This window comes from Streptomyces sp. NPDC104831 (genome assembly GCF_055583025.1).
Genome location: NZ_JBVJOT010000031.1, coordinates 67,642 through 86,697 on the forward strand (window position 1 = coordinate 67,642; position 19,056 = coordinate 86,697).

The window sequence follows — 19,056 nt, forward strand, 5'->3', positions numbered from 1 at the left end:
GGCTCCCGCCCCGTCCGGACCGCACGCGCCGTCTCACCGGGTGGGCCGGGGGCAGCCGACGTCCTCGGCCGGCAGGCGGCCGGTCGCGAGGTAGGCGTTGACCGCGGCGTCCACGCACGAACTGCCGTACACGCCGTAGAGCGCGTGCTGATCGGCGTCGCGCAGGGTGACCAGACGGGAGCTGGGCCAGTCGCGGCGCACCGCCCGGGCCCCCTGGTAGACGGTGCGGGGGTCGCCGGTGGCGTTGACGAGCAGGGCGGGCAGGTCGGCGCGGATGGTGGTGGGGCGTTCGCGCGGCGGCTCCCAGAACGCGCAGGGGTTGATGTTGTTGGTGACCGGGGCGAACAGGCGGTCCCCGGCCCCGGCGCGGCGCAGGTCGCGCCAGTACGTCTCCGGGTCGCGGGGCGCGGGCACGTCCCCGCACAGGATGGACGTCTGCGCGCTGCCGTAGGCGGAGTCGTGCCCGGTCAGCGTGAACCGAAGGACCGAGGCCAGCCACGGGGACGGGGTGACGGCCCGGCCCTCGGCGGCGTTCCGCAGGTCCCGCACGCCCTCGGCGAAGTCGCCGTAGGCCGCGGGGTCGTCCTGCGAGAGGCCGTTGAAGACGACGACGGGCAGGACGTGGTCGTCCACCCGGTAGCCGCCGACGCGCAGCGGGGTGCGGGCGGCGGCCGACCGGGCCGCCTCCACGGTCGCCAGCACGGCGTCGCGGGTGCGTCCCAGTCCGTAGGCCGCGTGGTGGCCGGCGGCCCAGTCAGCCCAGCCGCGCAGGGCGTGCCGGTTGGCCTCCTCGGAGTCGCGCAGCAGCCGGGGGCTGTAGCGGGCGGGGTCGATCACGCCGTCCAGGACGACCCGGTCGACGCGCCGCGGGAACATCGTCGCGTAGACCTGACCGAGGTAACTGCCGTAGGAGTAGCCCAGGTAGGAGATCCGGCGCTCGCCCAGCGCGGCCCGGATGACGTCCATGTCGCGCGCGGTGTTGCGAGTGCTGGAGTGCGGCAGCAGGTCGCCGGCGTGGGTGCGGCAGCGGCGGGCCAGGTCCGCGGCGAAGCCGGCTTCGTGCTCGAAACCGGCGCGGCCGGTACCGGCACCGCGGATCATGCTGCCGGTGGGCCAGCGGCAGTCCAGCGGGGTGCTGCGGCCGACGAAGCGGGGGTCGACGCCCACCACGTCGTAGCGCGCGGCCACCTCCCGCATGGCGCGGCGCACGAAGGGCGGGTCGCCGAGGGTCTGGCCGCCGGGCCCACCGCTGTTGAGCAGCAGCGCGCCGACGCGGTGCGCGGTGTCGGTGCCCCGGATGCGGGAGATGGCGACGGTGAGGGTACGGCCGCCCGGACGGGAGTAGTCCAACGGGACGGTGACGTCGGCGCATTGGGCGCCGGCCTGGTCGAGTTCCCTGCCGGTGGCGTCGTCGGGGCCGAGCAGGCAGCTCTTCCAGTGCAGGTGCTGGTGGTGGTACCGGGCGAGGGGGTCGGCGGCGGGGCGGGCGGCGGAGGCCGGGGCGGCGGTCTGGGACAGCACGCCCGCCAGGGCGAGGGCGACCGCCGCCGCGGCCCGGGGGACGAGGCGGCGCGGACGGCGGTGCCCGCCGTCCGGGGAAGGGGTGCCGGTCATGCCGGGGTCCTTTCGGCTGGGGCCCCCTCGCACAGGGCCCGGTCGACGATGTCGAGGAAGTCCAGTTCGGCCCGGAGCGTGGCCGGCACCTCGTTCAGGGCGACGGCGACGGTGCGTCCGCCGGGGCCGGCGGCGACCAGCGCCCGGTGGCCGCCGGGCACGGTGCCGGCGTGACCCCACCAGGTGCCGCCGCAGGACAGCGGGGAGGAGATCAGGCCGAGGCCGTAACGGGCGCCGGGCCAGAGCCGCTCGGGGTCGGCTTGCACCGTCCGCCGCATCTCGGCGAGTTGGGGCGGGGGCAGCAGCCGGCCGGTGAACAGGGCGTCGGCGAACCGGGTGAGGTCGGCCGGGGTGGACACCAGGGCGCCGCCGGCCCCGCCGAAGGTCGTGTTCCAGTCCGTGCCGTCCACGCGGCGGCCGTCGGCCGCGGTGAAGTAGCTGTGCGAGTGCGGGCCGCGGATGCGGGGGTCGTCGCCCGGCCAGTACGTGTCGCGCAGGCCCAGCGGCGCGATGATCCGGCGGGTGATCTCCGCCTCCGGGCTGTGGCCGGTGACCTCCCGGATGATCAGCCCGGCGACGAGGTAGTTGGTGGTCGCGTAGTGCCAGGTGCCCTCAGGTGCCGGCAGCCGCAGGGCGCGGGCGATGAGCCGGCGCGGCTCGAAGTGGCGGTAGCGCACCCGCTCGGGGTGCTGCCACTCGGGCGCGTCGAGGTAGTCGGGCAGCCCGCTGGTGTGCCGCAGCAGCTGCCGTACGGTGATCCGGCGGCCGTCGTGACCGCCCGCGCGGATCAGGCCGGGCAGATAGCGCTCGACCGGCGCGTCCAGGGAGAGCCGCCCCTCGGCGGCCAGGCGCAGGACGACGGTCGCGGTGAACGTCTTGGTGACGCTGCCGGCCCGGAGCCGGTCGGTGGCGTTCATGGGGCGGCCGGTGCGCAGATCGGCCACGCCGTCGGTCACCGTCCAGCGGGCGCAGGGGGCGGCCGGGCCGGGGTCGGTGACCAGGACGGCGGCGCCGGCGACGCGGTCGTGCGTCACCAGGTGGTGCACGGACCGGGTCACCGCCGGGTGCGGGCCGCAGGCGCGGGGCGCGCCCGGGGCCGGGTGGGCGACGGCGGCGGGGGCGGCGGTCAGCAGGCAGGCCACGGCCAAGGCCACGAGTCCGGCACGCCGGCGCGGCGCGGTGCGGGGTAAGGAAAGTGCCATGTCCCGCACGCTAGGCAACGCCCGCCGTGTCCTCATTCCGGCGGGCAGGCGGATCGGCAGGGGGGCGGCCCCCAGCACGGGACCGGAGGAAAACCCCCCGTTGCGCTCGGGTTTGACCGGCGCACCGGCGTACGCCCCGGATCCCGCACACCAGTACCAAGGGTGAACCGCGCCCGCCCGTACCGCCGTTCGGGCGGGCGGCTGGCAGTCTGCTGGGGACGATCCGGCCCGCGACCCGAGGGGGCCGGGCAGCGGCGCGGTCCGCTCGTGGCCGCCGGGGGCAGGCATGACGGTGGAGGAAATCGTGGAGGATTCCGCCTCCGGTGCGGTCCGGGAGGAGGGCCGCCGGGGGGTGCCGCGGCACGTGGCCTGCGTCATGGACGGCAACGGCCGCTGGGCGGCACGGCGGTCGCTGCCGCGCACCTCGGGACACCGTGCGGCCGAGGCGACGGTGATCGACGTCATCGAGGCGGCCCGCTCGGCCGGGGTGGGATGGCTGAGCCTGTACGCGTTCTCCACGGAGAACTGGCAACGGCCCGGCTGCGAGGTCGACTTCCTGATGCGGCTGGTCCGCCGGGTGGTGCGCAAGCACGCCCCGCTGCTGCACGCGCGCGGTATCCGCTGCCGGTTCCTCGGTGTGTCGGATCCGCGTATCCCCGCGCCGCTGGCCCGGGACTTCGCCGATCTGACGACCCTGACCGGCGGGAACCGGGGCATGACGCTGACCGTGGCGTTCGATCACGGCGGGCGCCGGGACATCGTGGCGGCGGCGCGGTCGCTGATCCGCAGCGGGGTGCCGGCCGAGGCCGTGGACGAGCGGAGCTTCGCCGCCCATCTGCCCTTCCCCGACACCCCCGACGTGGACCTCGTCATCCGGACCTCCGGGGAGCAGCGCATCTCCAACTTCATGCTCTGGCAGGTCGCCTACGCGGAATGGATCTTCTCGCCGGTCCTGTGGCCCGACTTCCGCGCACCGCACTTCCTGGAGTGTCTGCACACCTATCAGCAGCGCGATCGCCGCTTCGGCGGCGTACGGCCGAACGCGAACGGAGAACGACGACCGTGACCGAGACGGGCGCCGACGAGCCCCAGCCCACCACCGGCGCCGACCAGCTCTTCGGCCTGGGCAGCCGGTTCCGCGGCTTCTTCGACGATCCGCGCTGGGCGCTGGCCGTCATCCGGGCGACCGTCCTGGAGGCGGCGCACCCGCAGATCGGCGCCGCCCTCGCCGACAACTCGACCTTCGTGACGCACCCGTGGCGGCGGCTGCGCAACACGATCACGAGCCTGCAGCGCATGTCCGGCGACGACGAGGAGGTACGGCGCAAGGAGGCGGCGCGGCTCAACCGGCTGCACGCCCGGCTGAGCGGCACCGACGCGCACGGCCGGACCTACGACGCGATGGACCCGGCGGTGCGCGCCTGGGTGGTGGCGACCCTCTTCGAGAGCAGCGTCACCATGTGCCGGTTCAGCGGGCAGCCGCTGGAGCAGGAGGCCATCGAGGAGCTGTACGGCGAGTTCCGGGGCTATCTGGCCACCCTGGACGGCGATGCCCGGCACCTTCCGCCCACGGTCCACGAGTTCTGGCCGTACTACGAACGGGTGGTGGAGGAGGAGCTGGAGCACACGGAGGCGATGCGCATCATCCTCTACCGGCTCTTCGACCACCTGCCCGCGCCGCCCCTGCTGCGCGGCCTGCCCACGGTGTGGGCGGCCGGCCGGGCGCTCGTGGGGCCGCTCATCGGCGTGGTCACGGTGGCGTCGCTGCCGGAGCCGTTCCGCCGGCGGGCGGGACTGCCCGAACTGCCCGGCGCGGCGACGCTGATGCAGAGCGCCTATCTGGGCGTCGGCCTCGCCCGGTTCCTGCCGGAGGGCTGGCTGCGTACCGAGACGGTGCTGGAGCTGCTCGCCCTCTCCCCCGACAGCGACGACCCCCGGGCCCGGACGCTGCGGGCGCTGCGGGACCGGATGCGGCGGGCCGGGGCCCTGCTCCGGCTGATCACTCCGCTGCCGCCGGAGCCGGAGCCCGGCGCGGACACCGGTGTGCGGCGCGGCGCGGAGGAGTTCTTCGACGCGGTGCTGGACCAGACCGGGGACGGCTGTCTGGACTGGCCCGACCTCGCCGCGATGGCCCGGGAGATCGCCGGCCGTCTCGACCTGGACGAACCGGCGGAGACCCGGCTCTACGACGCGTTCGCCGACTGGTGGCGGGAGCTCCAGGCGGCTCTCGACACCGACGGCGACGGCCGGGTCAGCCGCCGGGAGTACGCCGAGGCCGTGCCGTCGCTCGCCGGTCCCGCGCTGATCAGGGTCGCCGAGGTCCTGTTCGACGTCACCGACGCCGACGGCGACCAGCGGGTCGACGCGGACGAGTACCGGGCGCTGTTCCGCAGGGGCTTTCGCCGCGACCTGGCCGACGCCGACGGCAGCTACCCGCGCGGGGCGTTCGTCCGGGACTTCCTGTCCTTCATGTCGGGCCGCGCCCGCTCGACCCCGTACGATCCGCTGCTCGCCGAAGCCTGACCCACGGCCCCGGACGGGGGCCGACGGGCCCGGGTCAGCCGAGGCCGAGGACGCTCAGGGTGCGGTCGGCCATGCGCCGCTCGCCGAGGGCGTTGGGGTGGACCGGGACGATGTTCTGCCCGAACAGCAGCGGCTCGATCCAGCGGGTGCCGGCCGGCCGGCAGGCGTCGTGCCCCGCGGAGGCCTCCGCGAAGTCCACGTAGGTGGCTCCGGACTCCTCGGCTGCGCGCTCGACCACGGAGTTGAGGTGGGCCTGGAGGGAGTGCAGGTAGGGCACGTCGCCGGCGGCGATGGGCAGTTTGACGAAGCAGGAGGGGTCGGCGGTGGCGGGCGTGATCCACGGGTAGCCGAGCACGGCCACCCGGGCGTGGGGGGCCTTGGCGCGGACGGCGCCGAGCGCGGCCTTCAGGGCCGGGTAGGTCTTGGCGTCGATCTCGTCGTCGAAGGACGTGCCGTACTTGTCCTTGCACGGGCTGCCCTTGCCGCCGCTGAAGACGCCCGCGGCGCCGCAGGAGGTCACGGCGTTGATGAAGGTGCCGTTGTCGTTGCCGCCGATGGTCAGCGTCACCAGGTCGGTGTCGGCGGTGACGGCGTCGACCTGGGGGGCGACGCCGGGGTACTGGGACTCGGTGAAGTGCTTGGTCTGGGCGGCGCCGCAGGTGACGTCCGTCAGCCGGGCGCCGGTCCGGGCGGCGATGGCGTGGGGGTAGTTCGCGGTGGAGCGCAGACAGAGCGGGCTGCCGAGGTCGACGGGCAGCACACCGGAGGCGGCGCTGTAGCTGTCGCCGAGGGCGGCGTAGTCCAGGGACGTGCCGGCCTGGGCGGGGGCCGCGGCGAGACCGAGTGCCAGGGCGCCGAGGGCCGCGGACGCCGCGGTGAGGACACGGCGCAGGGATGACATGGGCATGACATTCTCCCTTCCGGGGAGGACACGGGACGCACGGGCATGCCGGTGCCGCGGGCGCGCCGGGAGGGATTACCGAGGAGTTCTACCGATAGGTAATGTGAGCCCCCCGCAACCAGAAAGCAATGTTGCGGACCGAACTTTTGAAACACGGAGGGTCTTGGCCCGCTCACGGCCGCCGCGAGACAGGCAAAGATCGTCCCGTTATGCGAAGTTTTTACGCCGCGGAATGCGATGTGCGCCGCGTTCGGGGCACACGGTCGGCAGGAGCACCACTACCGGCTGGAGGCACGCCATGATCGCCCTCGGCATCATCCTGCTCATCATCGGCTTCGTCACGGGCATCTCGATCCTGTGGACTATCGGCATCATCCTGCTGGTGGTGGGAGCCATCCTGTGGATCATGGGATCCATGGGCCACGCCGTCGGCGGCCGTCGCCACTTCTGGTAGCCGCGGTCCGACCCGGTCCCTTCTTCCGGCGCACCCGCCCTCGGCGGGTGCGCCGGAGCGCTTCGGGAGGCAGGCGCGGGCGCCGTCGGGGCGGCCCCGCGTCACCACGCCGCCGAGCCCGCGGTCGCGTCCGGCCGAACGGCCGGGGAGCGACGGTGTGCCTCCCGGAACTCGGCCGGGGCCGCGCCGGGGATCCCGGCCGAGGGCGTGGGGGGGGCGACCGTCATCACCGCCGAGGCGACGTCCGGGCCGTCGAGTCGGGCGCGGCGCAGGGTGGTGGAGCCGTTCCGGCCCACGGCGTCGCAGCCGGCGGACATGGCCGGCGGTGCGGACCGTCCGGCCGGGGCCGGCCTCCGGCCCGGCGGCCCGCCGCGTCACCGACACACCGCCCCCGCACGCGGACACGACGACCCGCACGCGCACGTCCGCCGCCGGTGACGGCCAGGGGCGCGGTGGTCCGCCCGCGCGTCAACCGTCGTGACGCGCGGGCGGAGCAACGCCCCGCACGGCCGGCCGCCGCTGCGCACCGTGCAGGTGCTCGGCGGGGGCAACGCCGCCAGCGGCGCGCACGTGCGGTCCCCGGCCGGGGGACTGGTCGTCGGTCCGCCCGCGCGTCAACCGTCGTGACGCGACGACGGGCGCCCTCCCGCCCCGGCGAGGGGTGACTGTCGCCAAAGCGCCTCGGAATTGTCCGTGATCCGTAACAGACGGATCCCGTGATCGTTTCCCGCCGTCCTGCCAGGTGCACGGGAACCGATCGGCACAACGGACACACCAGGGGGCGGGGCGGACATGGCACGGCACGGCGGACGGGGTTGGTACGGCCGGGTGATCGCGGCGGCGGTCGGGGTGACGGCGGTGGCCGCCGTCACCTCGGTGTGGACGGCGCAGGCCGGGCAGAGCGGTGGCGGGCCGGCCACGCCGGAGGCCTCCGCCCGGCCCACCGCGCCGAAGGCGGCGCCCGTGTCCCCGTCCATAGTCCACGCCTCCGACGGGGGCGCGCACGCGGTCAACATCACCATCGACGACGGCCCGGACCCGGTCTGGACCCCACAGGTGCTCCAGCTGCTGCGGGACAACGGCGTGAAGGCGACCTTCTGCATGGTCGGTCCCCAGGCGGAGGCCCACCCGGACCTGGTGCGCCAGGTGGTGGCCGCCGGCCACCGGCTGTGCGACCACACGGTGGCGCACGACACGGCCATGGACCACAAGTCCGAGTCCTACCAGGCGCGGCAGATCGTCGAGGCGGAGCGGCAGATCACCAAGGCGTCGGGCGGGGTGCGTCCGCTGTACTACCGCGCCCCGGGCGGCGCCTTCACCCCGTACAGCCGCGAGCTGGCGGCCTCGCACGGGATGCGGCCCCTCGGCTGGAACGTCGACTCCAAGGACTTCGAGCGGCCGGGCGGCGAGGCGATCATCGCGACCGTCAAGGGCCAGCTGGCCAACGGTCCCACGATCCTCTTCCACGACGCGGGCGGCGATCGCTCGCAGACGGTGGTGGCGCTGCGCGCCCTGCTGCCGTGGCTGAAGGAGCAGGGGTACTCCTTCGGTTTCCCGGTGCGCTGACGTACCGTTCGGGAGCTTTGTCCGCTTGGGCGTTGCACGGTGTGCGCCGTGGGGTCACAGAGTGGTGGAGACCTCTTGTGGGCGTGTGAACGCAGCCTTTAGCCTCCGAGGCGTTGTGCACAGCGAAACCAGCATTGCGCATGTTGCAACGCCTCATCGGAGGAGCAGTACATGAAGCTGTCCGTCCGTCTCGCCGGGTTCACCGCGCTCGCCGCCGTCCTGGCCACCGCCTGCGCTCCCCAGACCTCCGGCACCTCCTCCTCCGGCAAGGACGAGAAGACCGGTACCCTGCGCGTCTGGCTTTTCCAGGAGGTCGACAACCAGCCCAAGCAGCGCGTCGTCGACGCGGTCCTCGCCGATTTCGAGAAGGCGCACCGGGGCGTCGACGTCACCGTCGAGTACATCCCGGTCGAGACCCGCGCCCAGCGGGTCAAGGCCGCCTTCAACGACCCGAAGTCCGCGCCGGACGTCATCGAGTACGGCAACACCGACACCGCCGGGTACGTGAAGGACGGCGGACTCGCCGACGTCACGAGGGAGTTCGACGCCTGGAACGAGTCCCGGGACACCGACCCCACGGCCCGGCGCTCGGTCACCGTGGACGGCAAGGTCTACGGGGCGCCGTACTTCGTCGGCATCCGGGCGCTGTACTACCGCACCGACGTCTTCCGCGAACTCGGGCTGCGCGTACCGGGAACGCAGGCCGAGCTGATCACCACCGCGAAGCGGGTCCGCGCCGCGCGCCCCGATCTGTACGGCCTCGCCGTCGGGGGTGCCTACACCTACGGCGCGCTGCCGTTCCTGTGGGCCAACGGCGGTGAGCTGGCCACCGAGAAGAGCGGTGCGTACGCCTCCGCGGTCGCCGGCCCCGCCGCCCGCAAGGGCATCGAGGCGTACACCTCCCTCTTCGGCGACGACAACTGCCCCGCCGCCAAGTGCGCGAGCATGACGGGCAACGACACGGTGACCGCGTTCGCCGCGGGCAAGGCTGCCATGGCGATCGGCGGGGACTTCAGCCACGCCGCCGTGGACGCCGGGAAGGCCAAGGGCAAGTACGCGGTGGTCCCGCTGCCCGGTGTGAAGTCCGGCTCGATCGCTCCGGCGTTCGCGGGCGGCAACAACATCGGGGTGCTGAAGAACACCTCGCACCGCACGCTCGCCGTGGACCTGATGAAGCGGCTCGCCTCGAAGAGGACGCAGGGGCGGCTCTTCGACGCGATGGGCTTCCTGCCGACCTTCACGGACGTACGCGAACAGGCCGCCGCCAGGGAGCCGTTCGTGAAGCCGTTCGTCGACACGCTCGCCGCCGGCACCAAATTCGTGCCGGTCACCCCCGCCTGGGCGCAGATCGACTCCTCGCTGGTGCTGCCGACCATGTTCCAGGAGATCGTCAGCGGCCGGAAGGACGTGGCGGACGCCTCGGCGGCCGCGGCGAAGAAGATGGACGACGCGTTCGGGTCCGCGGGATGAGCCGGGGGACGGACGCGGCACCCGGGCCGGAAGGCGGTCTCGCGGTGGCCGCCGCCCGGCACGGCCGTACAGCGGCCGTGAAGCGGGGCCGGACCGGTGCGGGGAAGGCTCCCACGCCCCCGGAGCGGCACCGGGGACCGCGCCCGCGCGGCGGCTGGACCCCCTGGCTCTATCTCGCGCCCGCCCTCGTCGTCCTCGGCGGACTGCTGGTCTACCCCGTCTACCAGCTCGGGCTGATCTCGTTCCTGGAGTACACCCAGGCCCAGGTCAGCGGCGGCGAACCGACCCGCTTCCGGGGCCTTGGCAACTACACCGAGCTGTTCGCCGACGACCAGTTCGGGCAGGTGCTGCTGGCCACGGTCGGCTTCGCGGCGGCCTGTGTGATCGGCACCCTGGCGGTGGGCTGCGCGCTCGCCGTCCTGCTCACCCGGGTCCGCGCGGTCCCCCGGATCGCCCTGCTGCTGGCCGCGCTCGGGGCGTGGGCGACACCGACGATCACCGGCTCCACGGTCTGGCTGTTCCTCTTCGACCCCGACTTCGGGCCGGTCAACCGCCTCCTCGGGCTCGGCGACTTCTCCTGGACGTACGGCCGCTACAGCGCGTTCCTGCTGGTGCTGCTCGAAGTGGTGTGGTGCTCCTTCCCGTTCGTGATGATCACCGTCTACGCCGGCATCCGCGCCGTACCCGGCGAGGTGCTGGAGGCCGCCGCCCTGGACGGCGCCTCGCAGTGGCGGATCTGGCGCTCGGTGCTGGCACCGATGCTGCGGCCGATCCTGGGCATCGTCACCGTCCAGTCGGTGATCTGGGACTTCAAGGTGTTCACCCAGATCTACGTGATGACGGGCGGCGGCGGCATCGCCGGGCAGAACCTGGTCCTGAACGTCTACGCCTACCAGAAGGCGTTCGCGTCCTCGCAGTACAGCCTCGGTTCGGCGATCGGTGTCGTGATGCTGCTGCTCCTGCTGGCCGTCACGCTCGGGTATCTGCGGCTGCTGCGGCGCCAAGGGGAGGAACTGTGACTCTTCCACGACTCCGGGTGCGGCGCCCCTGGCGGCTGGCCGCCGAGGCGAGCGCGCTCCTCGTCGCCGCGGTCGTCGCCTTCCCCCTGTACTGGATGGTGCTCGGCGCCCTCAGGCCGGCCGGGGAGATCGAGTCCACCGAGCCGCGGCCCTGGACGTCCTCCCCCACGCTGGACTCCTTCCGGCGCGTGTTCCAGCAGCACGACTTCGGCCGCTACTTCCTCAACAGCCTCCTCGTCGCGGGGAGTGTCGTCCTCGTCTCCGCGCTGATCGCGTTCCTCGCCGCGACCGCCGTGACGCGTTTCCGGTTCCGCTTCCGGACCACCCTGCTGATCATGTTCCTGGTGGCCCAGATGGTGCCGGTGGAGGCGCTGACCATCCCGTTGTTCTTCCTGATGCGGGACTTCGGCCTGCTGAACACGCTGGGTTCGCTGATCCTGCCGCACATCGCCTTCTCGCTGCCGTTCGCGGTGTGGATGCTGCGGGGGTTCGTGCGGGCGGTCCCGGAGTCCCTGGAGGAGGCCGCGTACCTCGACGGCGCGAGCCGCGCGCGGTTCCTGTGGCGGATCCTGCTCCCGCTCGTCCTGCCGGGCCTGGTGGCCACGAGCGTGTTCTCCTTCATCTCCGCCTGGAACGACTTCCTTTTCGCCAAGTCCTTCATCATCAGCGACACTTCGCAGTCGACCCTGCCGATGGCGCTCCTGGTCTTCTACAAGCCCGACGACCCGGACTGGGGCGGTGTCATGGCGGCGTCCACGGTGATGACGATCCCGGTCCTGGTCTTCTTCGTGCTGGTCCAGCGGCGGCTGGTGTCGGGCCTGGGCGGGGCCGTGAAGGACTGACGGGCGTCCGCCGGCCGCCGGGAAAATCGCTGGCCACGCCGTCATCCTCGCTGGTGGGATGGGGTGATGCGAGACGATGACATGACGGTCGTGGACCGGGGTGCCTACCCGGACGCGGTGACTCCGTGGGAGCGGGAGTCGTGGCGGGCGGCGGCGCTGGACTGGGTGGGCGGGCACCTCGCCGGGCGGGGACTCGGCGTGGACGGCACGCTCCGGGTGCGGCTGCGGCCCTGGTCGGTGCTCGTCCGGGTGCCCGTCACCGGGCAGGGGACCGTCTGGTTCAAGGCGAATCCGCCGAGCGCCGCGTTCGAGGGTCCGCTGACCGCCGCCCTGGCCCGCTGGGTGCCGGACCACGTGCTCGAGCCCCTGGCCGTCGACGCCGGTCGCGGCTGGTCGCTGCTCCCGGACGGGGGGCAGCTGTTCCGGGCCGTGCTCGACCGCGAGCCGGTCGATCCGCGCGAGTGGGAGGCGCTGCTGGGCCAGTACGCGGGCATGCAGCACGAGTTGGTGGCGCATGCGGCCGAGATCGAGCGGCTGGGGGTGCCCTCCGCGCGGACCCGGGACCTGCCCGGCGTGTTCGACCGGCTGCTCGACGCGAACACCGCGCTGGGCCCGGAGGACCGCGCCCGCCTGACGGCCCTGCGGCCCCGGCTCGCCGACTGGTGCGCCGAACTGGCCGCCGTCGGCATCCCGGACACACTCGACCACGCCGATCTGCACGACGGCCAGCTGCTCCGGGCGGCGCCGGGCCGGTTCACCTTCTTCGACTGGGGGGACGCCGCCGTCACCCACCCGTTCTGCAGCCTGCGCGTCCCCGCCGAGCGCGCCCTCGACCGCTACGGGCCGGGGGTGCTGCCCCGGCTGCTCGACGCCTATCTGGAGCCGTGGACGGGCAACGGCCGCACGACGGCCCGGCTGCGGCGCGCGGCGCACCTCGCCTGGCGGCTGGCCGCCCTGGGCCGGGCCGCCTCGTGGGGCCGCATGTTCCCCGCCGCCCCCGGTACCGCGCCGGGAGCGGCGGAGGGCGCCCAGTGGCTGTGCGAGCTGCCGGCCGAGCCGCCCTTCGAGGGCTGAACGGCCGCCGCTCAGGGCAGCGGGGTGCCGCCGGTCGCGTTGAGGATCTCGCCGGTGATGTAACTCGCCTGCGGCGAGGCGAGATAGACGTAGGCGGGGGCCAGCTCGGCGGGCTGGGCCGGGCGGCCGAGCGGGCTCTGCTTGCCGAACTCGGCGGTGTCGGGCATGGTCGCCGGGATCAGCGGGGTCCACACCGGGCCCGGCGCGACCGCGTTGACCCGGATGCCGCGCTCGGCGACCATCTGGGCCATCCCCTGGGTGAACGTGACGATGGCGCCCTTGGTCATCGCGTAGTCCAGCAGGGGCGGGCTGGGCTGGTACGCCTGCACGGACGTGGTGTTGATGACACTGCCGCCGGCCGGGATGTGCGGCAGGGCGAACTTGGTCAGCCAGAACATGCCGTACAGGTTCGTGCGCATCACCCGGTCGAACTGTTCGGTGCTGATCGCCTCGATGCCGTCCGGCTGGGCCATCTGGTAGGCGGCGTTGTTGACGAGGACGTCGATGCGGCCGAACTCGTCGACCGCCCGCGCGATCAGGGCGCGGCAGTTGTCCTCGTCCCTGATGTCGCAGGACACGGCGACCGCCTTGCGGCCCGCGTCCTCGACCAGCCGGGCGGTCTCGCGCGCCTCGTCCGCCTCCTCGGCGAGGTGGGTGAAGAGGACGTCGGCGCCCTCGCGGGCGAAGGCGAGTGCCACCGCCCGCCCGATCCCGGAGTCACCTCCCGTGATCACGGCCGCGCGGCCGTCGAGCCGGCCGGCGCCCCGGTACGACTCCTCGCCGTGGTCGGGCGGGGGGTCCATGGGGCCGGTCCAGCCCGGGTGGGGCTGCTCCTGGGAGGGGAAGTCGGGGCGGGCGTGCCGGGTGACCGGATCGGTCCGATCACCGTGCTGGTCCGTCACTGTGGCCTCCTGTGTCTCTCGCGGACGGGACAGGCGGCCGGGTTCCCGCCACGCGGCGGGTTAAAAGGCTTTCCCGCCGGTCAGACGCCCCGAGCGTCCGGTCCGGCGGCGCGCAGGGCGTCCCGGCGGGCGAGGTTGTAGAGGCGCAGCAGGTGCTTGGCCACGGCGCAGGGCGCGGCATCGGCGTGGCACTGGCGGCACGTGTTCATGTGCTGCTCGTAGGTGAAGCGCGCGTTTTCCAACGCGTCGTTGACAGATGACATGGACTTCTCCGGGCAGGGCGCGTCCCGCGGACGACGCCTAGTTGACTGACTGGTACACCCGGAACTAGGTGATCATGTTACTGCCGGTACTGGGAAACTCGTACAGCCGGCGCCCGTCGAGGGACCGCGGCGGCAGCAGGCGGTGCGGGTCCCGGCGGGCGAGGACGGTGCCCGGGGCGTGCCGTCCACGGCCGGGATTCGGGTGCTGCCCGCCGTCGTCGACGCCTGCGAGGAGGCGGGGGGTGCCCTGTGGCGTCCATCCCGTTCCCCCGGCAGGCGCATGTGCCGGCCCGGGGCGCCGGTCCCGCGCACCGGTTCCGGTGGATCTACCGCTTCGCCTGGGGCCTGGACGGCATCGCGCGGGTCTTCGCCGGGATGTGGGAGCGGATCACGTCCCGGGCCGCCGGCGGCTGCCCGGGGGCCTGGTCGGCGGCCGGCGGCTCCCGGGCCGGCCGGCCCCCGCCTGGCCGTGGTGGACGGCGCGGGCCGCCCGGAGGTCACGCCGACCGGGGGCTCGGTCCGGCCCGCCGAGCGGACGCGGCATCCTGGCCCCGCGCCTGGCGTGGACGGGGCCATGGCCGCCGCCCGGGCAGGCGAACCCAGCCGCCGGCCGGCCGCGCCTCGGCGGCTCCTGCGGACGTCCGGCACCGGAGAACGGCGCCGGCGCAACGGCCCGACGCCGCCGGCCGCTTCGAAGGCCGGTCCCCGGGCGGCACGCGGTCCGGCCGGCGGGGGCGGCGCGAGGGGAGGGGTGGCCCCGGGCCGCTACCGGCTCTCCCGCAGGGCCCGCGCGTGGTTCAGGAAGGCCGTCAGTCCCACTTCGAAGGCGCGGTCGGCGCGGCCGTCGCCCGCCGCTGCGAGGGCCTGGGCCAGGCGCGGGGTGGGGGTGCCGTCCGCCAGTTCCCACATGGCCTCGGGGGCGGCCAGGTCGAGGGCCGAGCCCAGCACCAGGTTCTCCAGGGCGACGATCAGCGGCATGATCGCGGCCGGGTCGAAGCCGGCCGCGAGCAGGAGGCCCACCGCCCGTTCGTACTGGGCGAGGACCCGGGGCGCGCGGACGGGCGAGGTCATGAGCAGCGGGATCACCCGGGGGTGGGCGGCGAACGCGGCCCGGTAGGAGCGCGCCCACGCCTCCATGGCCGCGTCCCACGGGGTCAGGTCCAAGGTGGCCGGGTCGATGGCGGCGCAGACGCGCTCGCGCAGCAGCTCCACTATGCCGTCGCGGCCGTCCACGTGGTGGTACACCGAGCCGGTCTGCACGCCGAGCCCGCGGGCGATCCGCGGCACGGTGAAGTCGCCGGTCTCGTCGACGAGCCGGAGCGCGGTGGCGGTGATGCGCTCGCGGTCGAGGAGCGGTGTGCGCGGCCGTCCCATGGTCAGCGTTCCCCCTGAGGTCTTCCCGGATGCCCAACGGCAGGTTACATTGCGGAAACCGAAAGCCTTTAGGTTTACGGCTCCGGGCGCCCGCCATCCCCTCGTGCTCCCGTGAGACGCCGGCGCGTACGGCCCACCCCGGCCGCGCCCGCCGGCGCCCGCGAACCCGGCTGCCCCACCACCGGGATCCCCTCCCCTCCGCTGCCAGAAGGGCCTCCCGCATGTCCGTGAGCACCACCGAACTCCCGGAGGAGGACGCGCCGTCCGACGCGCCCGGCCTCCGGTCCGGCACCCTCGGCACGGCCGACATCGCCTTCTTCGTCGTCTCCGCCGCCGCGCCGCTGACCGTGATGGCCGGGGTCGCCCCGCTCGCCATCCTGCTGGGCGGCGTCGGCGCGCCCGTCGGCTATCTGCTGGCCGGCCTGACCCTCGCCGTCTTCGCCGTCGGCTTCACCACCATGAGCCGCCACGTCACCGGCGGCGGCGCGTTCTACGCGTACATCACCCGGGGTCTCGGCCGTCCGGCCGGGATCGGCGCCGCCCTGCTCGCCCTGGTCGGCTACAACGGGATGGAGATCGGCGTCTACGGACTGCTCGCCAGCACCACCCGCGACACCCTGCACGCCCTGTTCGGCACCGACGTGCCGTGGCTTCCGGTGTCCCTGGCCGGCCTCGTCCTGATCGGCTACGGCGGCTACCGCTCGATCGACTTCGGCGCCAAGGTCCTCGGGGTGCTGCTGGTCGCCGAGACCGGGATACTCGTGCTGCTCGCGGGCGGGGTGCTGGCGCGGGGCGGCGCGCACGGCCTCTCCCTGTCCTCGCTCGCCCCGGCCCATGTGTTCGTGCCGGGCACCGCGGCCGTGCTCGCCTTCGCGTTCGCCGCGTTCACCGGCTTCGAGTCGACCGTCATCTACCGCCGCGAGGCCCGTGACCCCGCGCGCACGGTCCCGCGCGCCACCTACGCGGCCGTGGGCTTCCTCGGCCTGTTCTACGCGTTCGTCGTGTGGATCGCCGTCCAGGCGTTCGGGGACGACCGGGTCGTCCAGGCCGCGGGGCAGGACCCGGCCGGGCTCTTCTTCACCGCGATCACCACCTATGTGGGCGGCTGGGCGGCCGACCTGATGCACGTCTTCATCGTCACCAGCGTCATCGCCTCGCTGCTCGCCTTCCACAACGCCATCAACCGCTACGCGCTGGCCCTGGCCGAGGAGGGCGTGCTGCCCCGCCGGCTCGGCCGCGTCCACCCCCGGCACCGCTCCCCGTACCTCGCGGGCCTGGCGCAGACCGCCCTCGGGGCCGTGGTCGTCCTCGCGTTCTGGGCCGCCGGCGCCGACCCGTACCAGCAGCTCCTGCTGTGGGTGAACACCCCGGGAATGATCGGCCTGCTGCTGCTCCAGCTGCTGGCCGCGGTCGCCGTCTTCCGCTACTTCCGGCGGGTACGGCACACCGAGGGCCGGGTGCGCACGGTGGTGGCGCCGGTCCTCGCCGCCGTCCTGCTGGCGACCGCGATCGTGCTGGTGGTCACCCACATCGATCTGTTCACCTCCGCGCCCCGGGCCGTGAACGTCGTGCTCGTCGCCGCGGCGCCCGTCGTCTTCGCGCTCGGCCTGCCGCTGGCGCGGTGGCTGCGCCGCAACCGTCCGGACGTGTACGCCACGTTCGGCGCCGAACCCTCCGAATGACCCTCTCCAGTATGGGAGTTCCCGGCATGCCCGCTGCCGATCTCGTCCTCGCCGGTGCCCGGATCCGCACCCTCGACCCGGCCCGCCCCACCGCCACGGCCGTCGCCCTGCGCGACGGGCTGATCGCCGCCGTAGGGACGGCGGACGACGTCCGGGACTGGCGCGGCCCCGGCACCGAGGTCGTCGACCTGCACGGCGCGCACGTGGTGCCGGGCCTGACCGACGCGCACAGCCACCCGGTGTGGGGCCTCGACATGGCGGCCGGCACCGACCTGTCCGGCGTGACGGACCTGGCCGGACTGCGCGCGGCACTCGCCCGTGCCGAGCGGACCGAGGGCTGGGTGATCGGCTACGGACTGGACCACAACGCGTTCCAGGGCCGCCCGGTCCACCACGAACTGGTGGCGGACGTGCTGGGCGGCACCCCGGCCTTCCTGCGCCTCTACGACGGCCATTCCGCCCTCGCCAACGGCCCCGCGCTGGCCGCCGCCGGGGTGACCGGACCGCGCTCCTTCGACCAGCGTGCCCAGGTGGTGTGCGACGCCTCGGGCCGGCCCACCGGGCACCTGGTCGAGCACGCGGCGATGGACCTGGTGGCCGATGTCGTCCCCCGGCCCTCGTACGGTGAACGGCGGGCGCGGCTCCTGGAGTTGCTGTCCGCCATGGCCGCGACCGGGCTGACCGGCGCCCATGTGATGGACGGCGGGGACCTGGAGCTGGTGGACGCGGTGGCCCGGGAGACGGTGCTGCCGGTGCGGCTGCGGTTCGCGCCGTGGTGCATGCCGGGCGCCGACGCGGAGGCCCTGCGGGAACTGATCGCGGCGCAGGGGCTGGGCGGGCGGCACTGGGTGGTCGGCGGGGTCAAGTTCTTCATGGACGGCACCGTGGAGGGCGGCACGGCCTGGCTGGAGCACCCCGACTGCCACGGCCAGGGCACCGACGCGTTCTGGCCGGACCCGCACGCGTACGCCGAGGCCGTCCGCGCCCTGCACGCGGCCGGGGTGCGCACCGCCACGCACGCCATCGGGGACGCGGCCGTACGGCACGTCCTGGACACGGTGGCCTCGCTGGGGCCGGGCGGGCACGGTGCGCACCGGATCGAGCACATCGAGACCGCGCCCGACGAACTGCTGCCCCGGTTCGCCGAGTTGGGGGTCGCGGCCTCGCTGCAGCCGCCGCACACCGGTTACACCCGTGACGACGGCACCGACGAGTGGTCGCGCCGGCTGGGCGGTGACCGGGCCGGCCGCGCCTGGCGGCTGCGTGACCTGCGGGAGGCCGGGGCCACGGTCGCCCTCGGCTCGGACTGGCCGATCGCGCACTACGACGTGCGGGCGGTGCTGGCGACGGCCCGCCGGCCCAAGGGCGCCGCGGCACACCGGCCGGGGCTCACCGCGGCGCAGGCGCTGGAGGGCTGCACCAGCCATGCGGCGGCGGCCGCCGGGGAGTCCGCCGTCGCCGGCCGGATCGCGCCCGGCCTCCGCGCCGACCTGACCGCGCTGGCCGTCGACCCGGTGCTCGCGCCCGGAGACGAACTCACCGACGCCCCGGTGGTGTTGACGGTGACCGGCGGACGGGTGACGCACCGGGGACCGGTGGGTCCGAGCCGGTAGGATCGCCGTACGGCATCGCGTGTCGGTCACCGTCCGGGTGAGGCATGGAGGTGCCCGTGAGATTGCCCTCGGAGGCATTCCACCCATGTCAGTCGAGTTGAACCACACCATCGTCCACGCCCGGGACAACCGGGAGTCCGCCGAGTTCCTGGCCCACGTCCTGGGCCTGGAGGTCGGCTCCGAGTGGGGGCCGTTCGTCCCCGTCGCCACCGCCAACGGAGTGACCCTGGACTTCGCCGCGATCCCGCCGGAGTCGATCGTCGCGCAGCACTACGCCTTCCTCGTCTCCGAGGAGGAGTTCGACGGGGCCTTCGCCCGCATCCGGGCGGCCGGGATCACCTACTGGGCGGATCCGCACGGCAGGCTGCCGGGCGAGATCAACCGGCACGACGGCGGCCGGGGCGTGTACTTCAAGGACCCCGCCGGACACGGCCTGGAGATCATCACGCGCCCGTACGGCAGCCCCGCGTAGCCGGCGCGGGGGGGGGGGGGGGGGGGGGGGGGGGGGGGGGGGTGGGGCGGGGTGGGCGCCGCGCGGGTTGGTGGGTCTTTTCTCT

General features: G+C 74.1%; 18 protein-coding genes and 1 pseudogene. 12 read left to right on the plus strand and 7 right to left on the minus strand.

The window, feature by feature from the left end; genetic code table 11:
- Nucleotides 1–33: 33 nt before the first annotated feature.
- Complete coding sequence (locus ACZ63H_RS21780) at nt 34–1,614, minus strand: alpha/beta fold hydrolase (RefSeq protein WP_469867398.1); 1,581 nt, start codon at nt 1,612–1,614, stop codon at nt 34–36.
- The gene (locus ACZ63H_RS21785) at nt 1,611–2,816 is read right to left on the minus strand and encodes a serine hydrolase domain-containing protein (protein ID WP_469867400.1); all 1,206 of its coding nucleotides are present in this window, start codon (nt 2,814–2,816) and stop codon (nt 1,611–1,613) included. Before ACZ63H_RS21785 ends, ACZ63H_RS21780 begins: the two co-directional genes overlap by 4 nt.
- Nucleotides 2,817–3,102: 286 nt before the next feature.
- Between ACZ63H_RS21785 and uppS the strand changes: the two genes are divergently transcribed.
- Nucleotides 3,103–3,882, plus strand: a complete 780-nt coding sequence (uppS, locus tag ACZ63H_RS21790) for a polyprenyl diphosphate synthase (protein ID WP_469867402.1) — start codon at nt 3,103–3,105, stop codon at nt 3,880–3,882.
- Nucleotides 3,879–5,339: an oxygenase MpaB family protein gene (locus ACZ63H_RS21795; RefSeq protein ID WP_469867404.1), complete on the plus strand. Its 1,461-nt coding sequence runs from the start codon at nt 3,879–3,881 to the stop codon at nt 5,337–5,339. The genes uppS and ACZ63H_RS21795 overlap by 4 nt, the downstream gene beginning before the upstream one ends.
- A gap of 34 nt (nt 5,340–5,373) precedes the next feature.
- Here ACZ63H_RS21795 and ACZ63H_RS21800 read toward each other — a convergent pair whose 3' ends face one another.
- On the minus strand, nt 5,374–6,246 hold the full coding sequence (locus ACZ63H_RS21800) for an SGNH/GDSL hydrolase family protein (protein WP_469867406.1): 873 nt from the start codon (nt 6,244–6,246) through the stop codon (nt 5,374–5,376).
- Nucleotides 6,247–6,538: 292 nt separating this feature from the next.
- Here ACZ63H_RS21800 and ACZ63H_RS21805 point away from each other — a divergent pair, with 292 nt between their 5' ends.
- Entirely contained in the window at nt 6,539–6,694 is a 156-nt protein-coding gene (locus ACZ63H_RS21805; protein WP_467939006.1) for a DUF6131 family protein, read from the plus strand.
- Between the two features lie 101 nt (nt 6,695–6,795).
- On the opposite strand, the gene ACZ63H_RS21810 is transcribed toward ACZ63H_RS21805, so the two are convergent.
- Complete coding sequence (locus ACZ63H_RS21810; protein ID WP_469867408.1) at nt 6,796–7,011, minus strand: hypothetical protein; 216 nt, start codon at nt 7,009–7,011, stop codon at nt 6,796–6,798.
- Between the two features lie 160 nt (nt 7,012–7,171).
- Here ACZ63H_RS21810 and ACZ63H_RS21815 point away from each other — a divergent pair.
- The 6 genes and pseudogenes from ACZ63H_RS21815 to ACZ63H_RS21840 all read left to right on the plus strand — a co-directional run.
- A pseudogene (locus ACZ63H_RS21815) lies at nt 7,172–7,291 on the plus strand (glycosyltransferase family 1 protein); the annotation flags it as partial.
- 195 nt (nt 7,292–7,486) lie between these two features.
- Nucleotides 7,487–8,260, plus strand: a complete 774-nt coding sequence (locus ACZ63H_RS21820; RefSeq protein WP_469867410.1) for a polysaccharide deacetylase family protein — start codon at nt 7,487–7,489, stop codon at nt 8,258–8,260.
- A 171-nt stretch (nt 8,261–8,431) separates the two neighbouring features.
- Complete coding sequence (locus ACZ63H_RS21825; RefSeq protein WP_469867412.1) at nt 8,432–9,730, plus strand: extracellular solute-binding protein; 1,299 nt, start codon at nt 8,432–8,434, stop codon at nt 9,728–9,730.
- Nucleotides 9,727–10,749, plus strand: coding sequence for a carbohydrate ABC transporter permease (locus ACZ63H_RS21830; protein WP_469867414.1), 1,023 nt, complete (start codon nt 9,727–9,729; stop codon nt 10,747–10,749). Before ACZ63H_RS21825 ends, ACZ63H_RS21830 begins: the two co-directional genes overlap by 4 nt.
- Nucleotides 10,746–11,591: a carbohydrate ABC transporter permease gene (locus ACZ63H_RS21835; protein WP_469867416.1), complete on the plus strand. Its 846-nt coding sequence runs from the start codon at nt 10,746–10,748 to the stop codon at nt 11,589–11,591. The genes ACZ63H_RS21830 and ACZ63H_RS21835 overlap by 4 nt, the downstream gene beginning before the upstream one ends.
- A 66-nt stretch (nt 11,592–11,657) precedes the next feature.
- Nucleotides 11,658–12,665 (plus strand): aminoglycoside phosphotransferase family protein, encoded by a 1,008-nt coding sequence (locus tag ACZ63H_RS21840; RefSeq protein ID WP_469867418.1) that lies wholly within the window; start codon nt 11,658–11,660, stop codon nt 12,663–12,665.
- Nucleotides 12,666–12,676: 11 nt separating this feature from the next.
- Here ACZ63H_RS21840 and ACZ63H_RS21845 read toward each other — a convergent pair whose 3' ends face one another.
- From ACZ63H_RS21845 to ACZ63H_RS21855, 3 genes are all read right to left on the minus strand, one after another.
- Nucleotides 12,677–13,567, minus strand: coding sequence for an SDR family oxidoreductase (locus ACZ63H_RS21845; RefSeq protein WP_469867420.1), 891 nt, complete (start codon nt 13,565–13,567; stop codon nt 12,677–12,679).
- Nucleotides 13,568–13,647: 80 nt separating this feature from the next.
- A complete protein-coding gene (locus ACZ63H_RS21850) occupies nt 13,648–13,830 on the minus strand; it encodes a hypothetical protein (protein WP_469867422.1) in 183 nt (60 codons plus the stop codon).
- Nucleotides 13,831–14,595: 765 nt separating this feature from the next.
- Nucleotides 14,596–15,204 carry a TetR/AcrR family transcriptional regulator gene (locus tag ACZ63H_RS21855; RefSeq protein ID WP_469867424.1) on the minus strand — a complete coding sequence of 203 codons (609 nt, stop codon included), beginning with the start codon at nt 15,202–15,204 and terminating at the stop codon, nt 14,596–14,598.
- A 221-nt stretch (nt 15,205–15,425) separates the two neighbouring features.
- Here ACZ63H_RS21855 and ACZ63H_RS21860 point away from each other — a divergent pair, with 221 nt between their 5' ends.
- The 3 genes from ACZ63H_RS21860 (at nt 15,426) to ACZ63H_RS21870 (ending at nt 18,971) form a co-directional block, all read left to right on the plus strand.
- Entirely contained in the window at nt 15,426–16,886 is a 1,461-nt protein-coding gene (locus ACZ63H_RS21860) for an APC family permease (protein ID WP_469867426.1), read from the plus strand.
- 26 nt (nt 16,887–16,912) lie between these two features.
- Nucleotides 16,913–18,499: an amidohydrolase gene (locus ACZ63H_RS21865; protein WP_469867428.1), complete on the plus strand. Its 1,587-nt coding sequence runs from the start codon at nt 16,913–16,915 to the stop codon at nt 18,497–18,499.
- 85 nt (nt 18,500–18,584) lie between these two features.
- On the plus strand, nt 18,585–18,971 hold the full coding sequence (locus ACZ63H_RS21870; protein WP_469867430.1) for a VOC family protein: 387 nt from the start codon (nt 18,585–18,587) through the stop codon (nt 18,969–18,971).
- Nucleotides 18,972–19,056: the final 85 nt, after the last annotated feature.

Bases quoted from the DNA above. Each gene is read 5' to 3' on its own strand.
- ACZ63H_RS21780 (WP_469867398.1), bottom strand. From the start codon at position 1,614: ATGACCGGCACCCCTTCCCCGGACGGCGGGCACCGCCGTCCGCGCCGC.
- ACZ63H_RS21785 (WP_469867400.1), bottom strand. From the start codon at position 2,816: ATGGCACTTTCCTTACCCCGCACCGCGCCGCGCCGGCGTGCCGGACTC.
- uppS (WP_469867402.1), top strand. From the start codon at position 3,103: ATGACGGTGGAGGAAATCGTGGAGGATTCCGCCTCCGGTGCGGTCCGG.
- ACZ63H_RS21800 (WP_469867406.1), bottom strand. From the start codon at position 6,246: ATGCCCATGTCATCCCTGCGCCGTGTCCTCACCGCGGCGTCCGCGGCC.
- ACZ63H_RS21805 (WP_467939006.1), top strand. From the start codon at position 6,539: ATGATCGCCCTCGGCATCATCCTGCTCATCATCGGCTTCGTCACGGGC.
- ACZ63H_RS21810 (WP_469867408.1), bottom strand. From the start codon at position 7,011: ATGTCCGCCGGCTGCGACGCCGTGGGCCGGAACGGCTCCACCACCCTG.
- ACZ63H_RS21820 (WP_469867410.1), top strand. From the start codon at position 7,487: ATGGCACGGCACGGCGGACGGGGTTGGTACGGCCGGGTGATCGCGGCG.
- ACZ63H_RS21825 (WP_469867412.1), top strand. From the start codon at position 8,432: ATGAAGCTGTCCGTCCGTCTCGCCGGGTTCACCGCGCTCGCCGCCGTC.
- ACZ63H_RS21830 (WP_469867414.1), top strand. From the start codon at position 9,727: ATGAGCCGGGGGACGGACGCGGCACCCGGGCCGGAAGGCGGTCTCGCG.
- ACZ63H_RS21840 (WP_469867418.1), top strand. From the start codon at position 11,658: ATGCGAGACGATGACATGACGGTCGTGGACCGGGGTGCCTACCCGGAC.
- ACZ63H_RS21850 (WP_469867422.1), bottom strand. From the start codon at position 13,830: ATGTCATCTGTCAACGACGCGTTGGAAAACGCGCGCTTCACCTACGAG.
- ACZ63H_RS21855 (WP_469867424.1), bottom strand. From the start codon at position 15,204: ATGGGACGGCCGCGCACACCGCTCCTCGACCGCGAGCGCATCACCGCC.
- ACZ63H_RS21860 (WP_469867426.1), top strand. From the start codon at position 15,426: ATGTCCGTGAGCACCACCGAACTCCCGGAGGAGGACGCGCCGTCCGAC.
- ACZ63H_RS21865 (WP_469867428.1), top strand. From the start codon at position 16,913: ATGCCCGCTGCCGATCTCGTCCTCGCCGGTGCCCGGATCCGCACCCTC.
- ACZ63H_RS21870 (WP_469867430.1), top strand. From the start codon at position 18,585: ATGTCAGTCGAGTTGAACCACACCATCGTCCACGCCCGGGACAACCGG.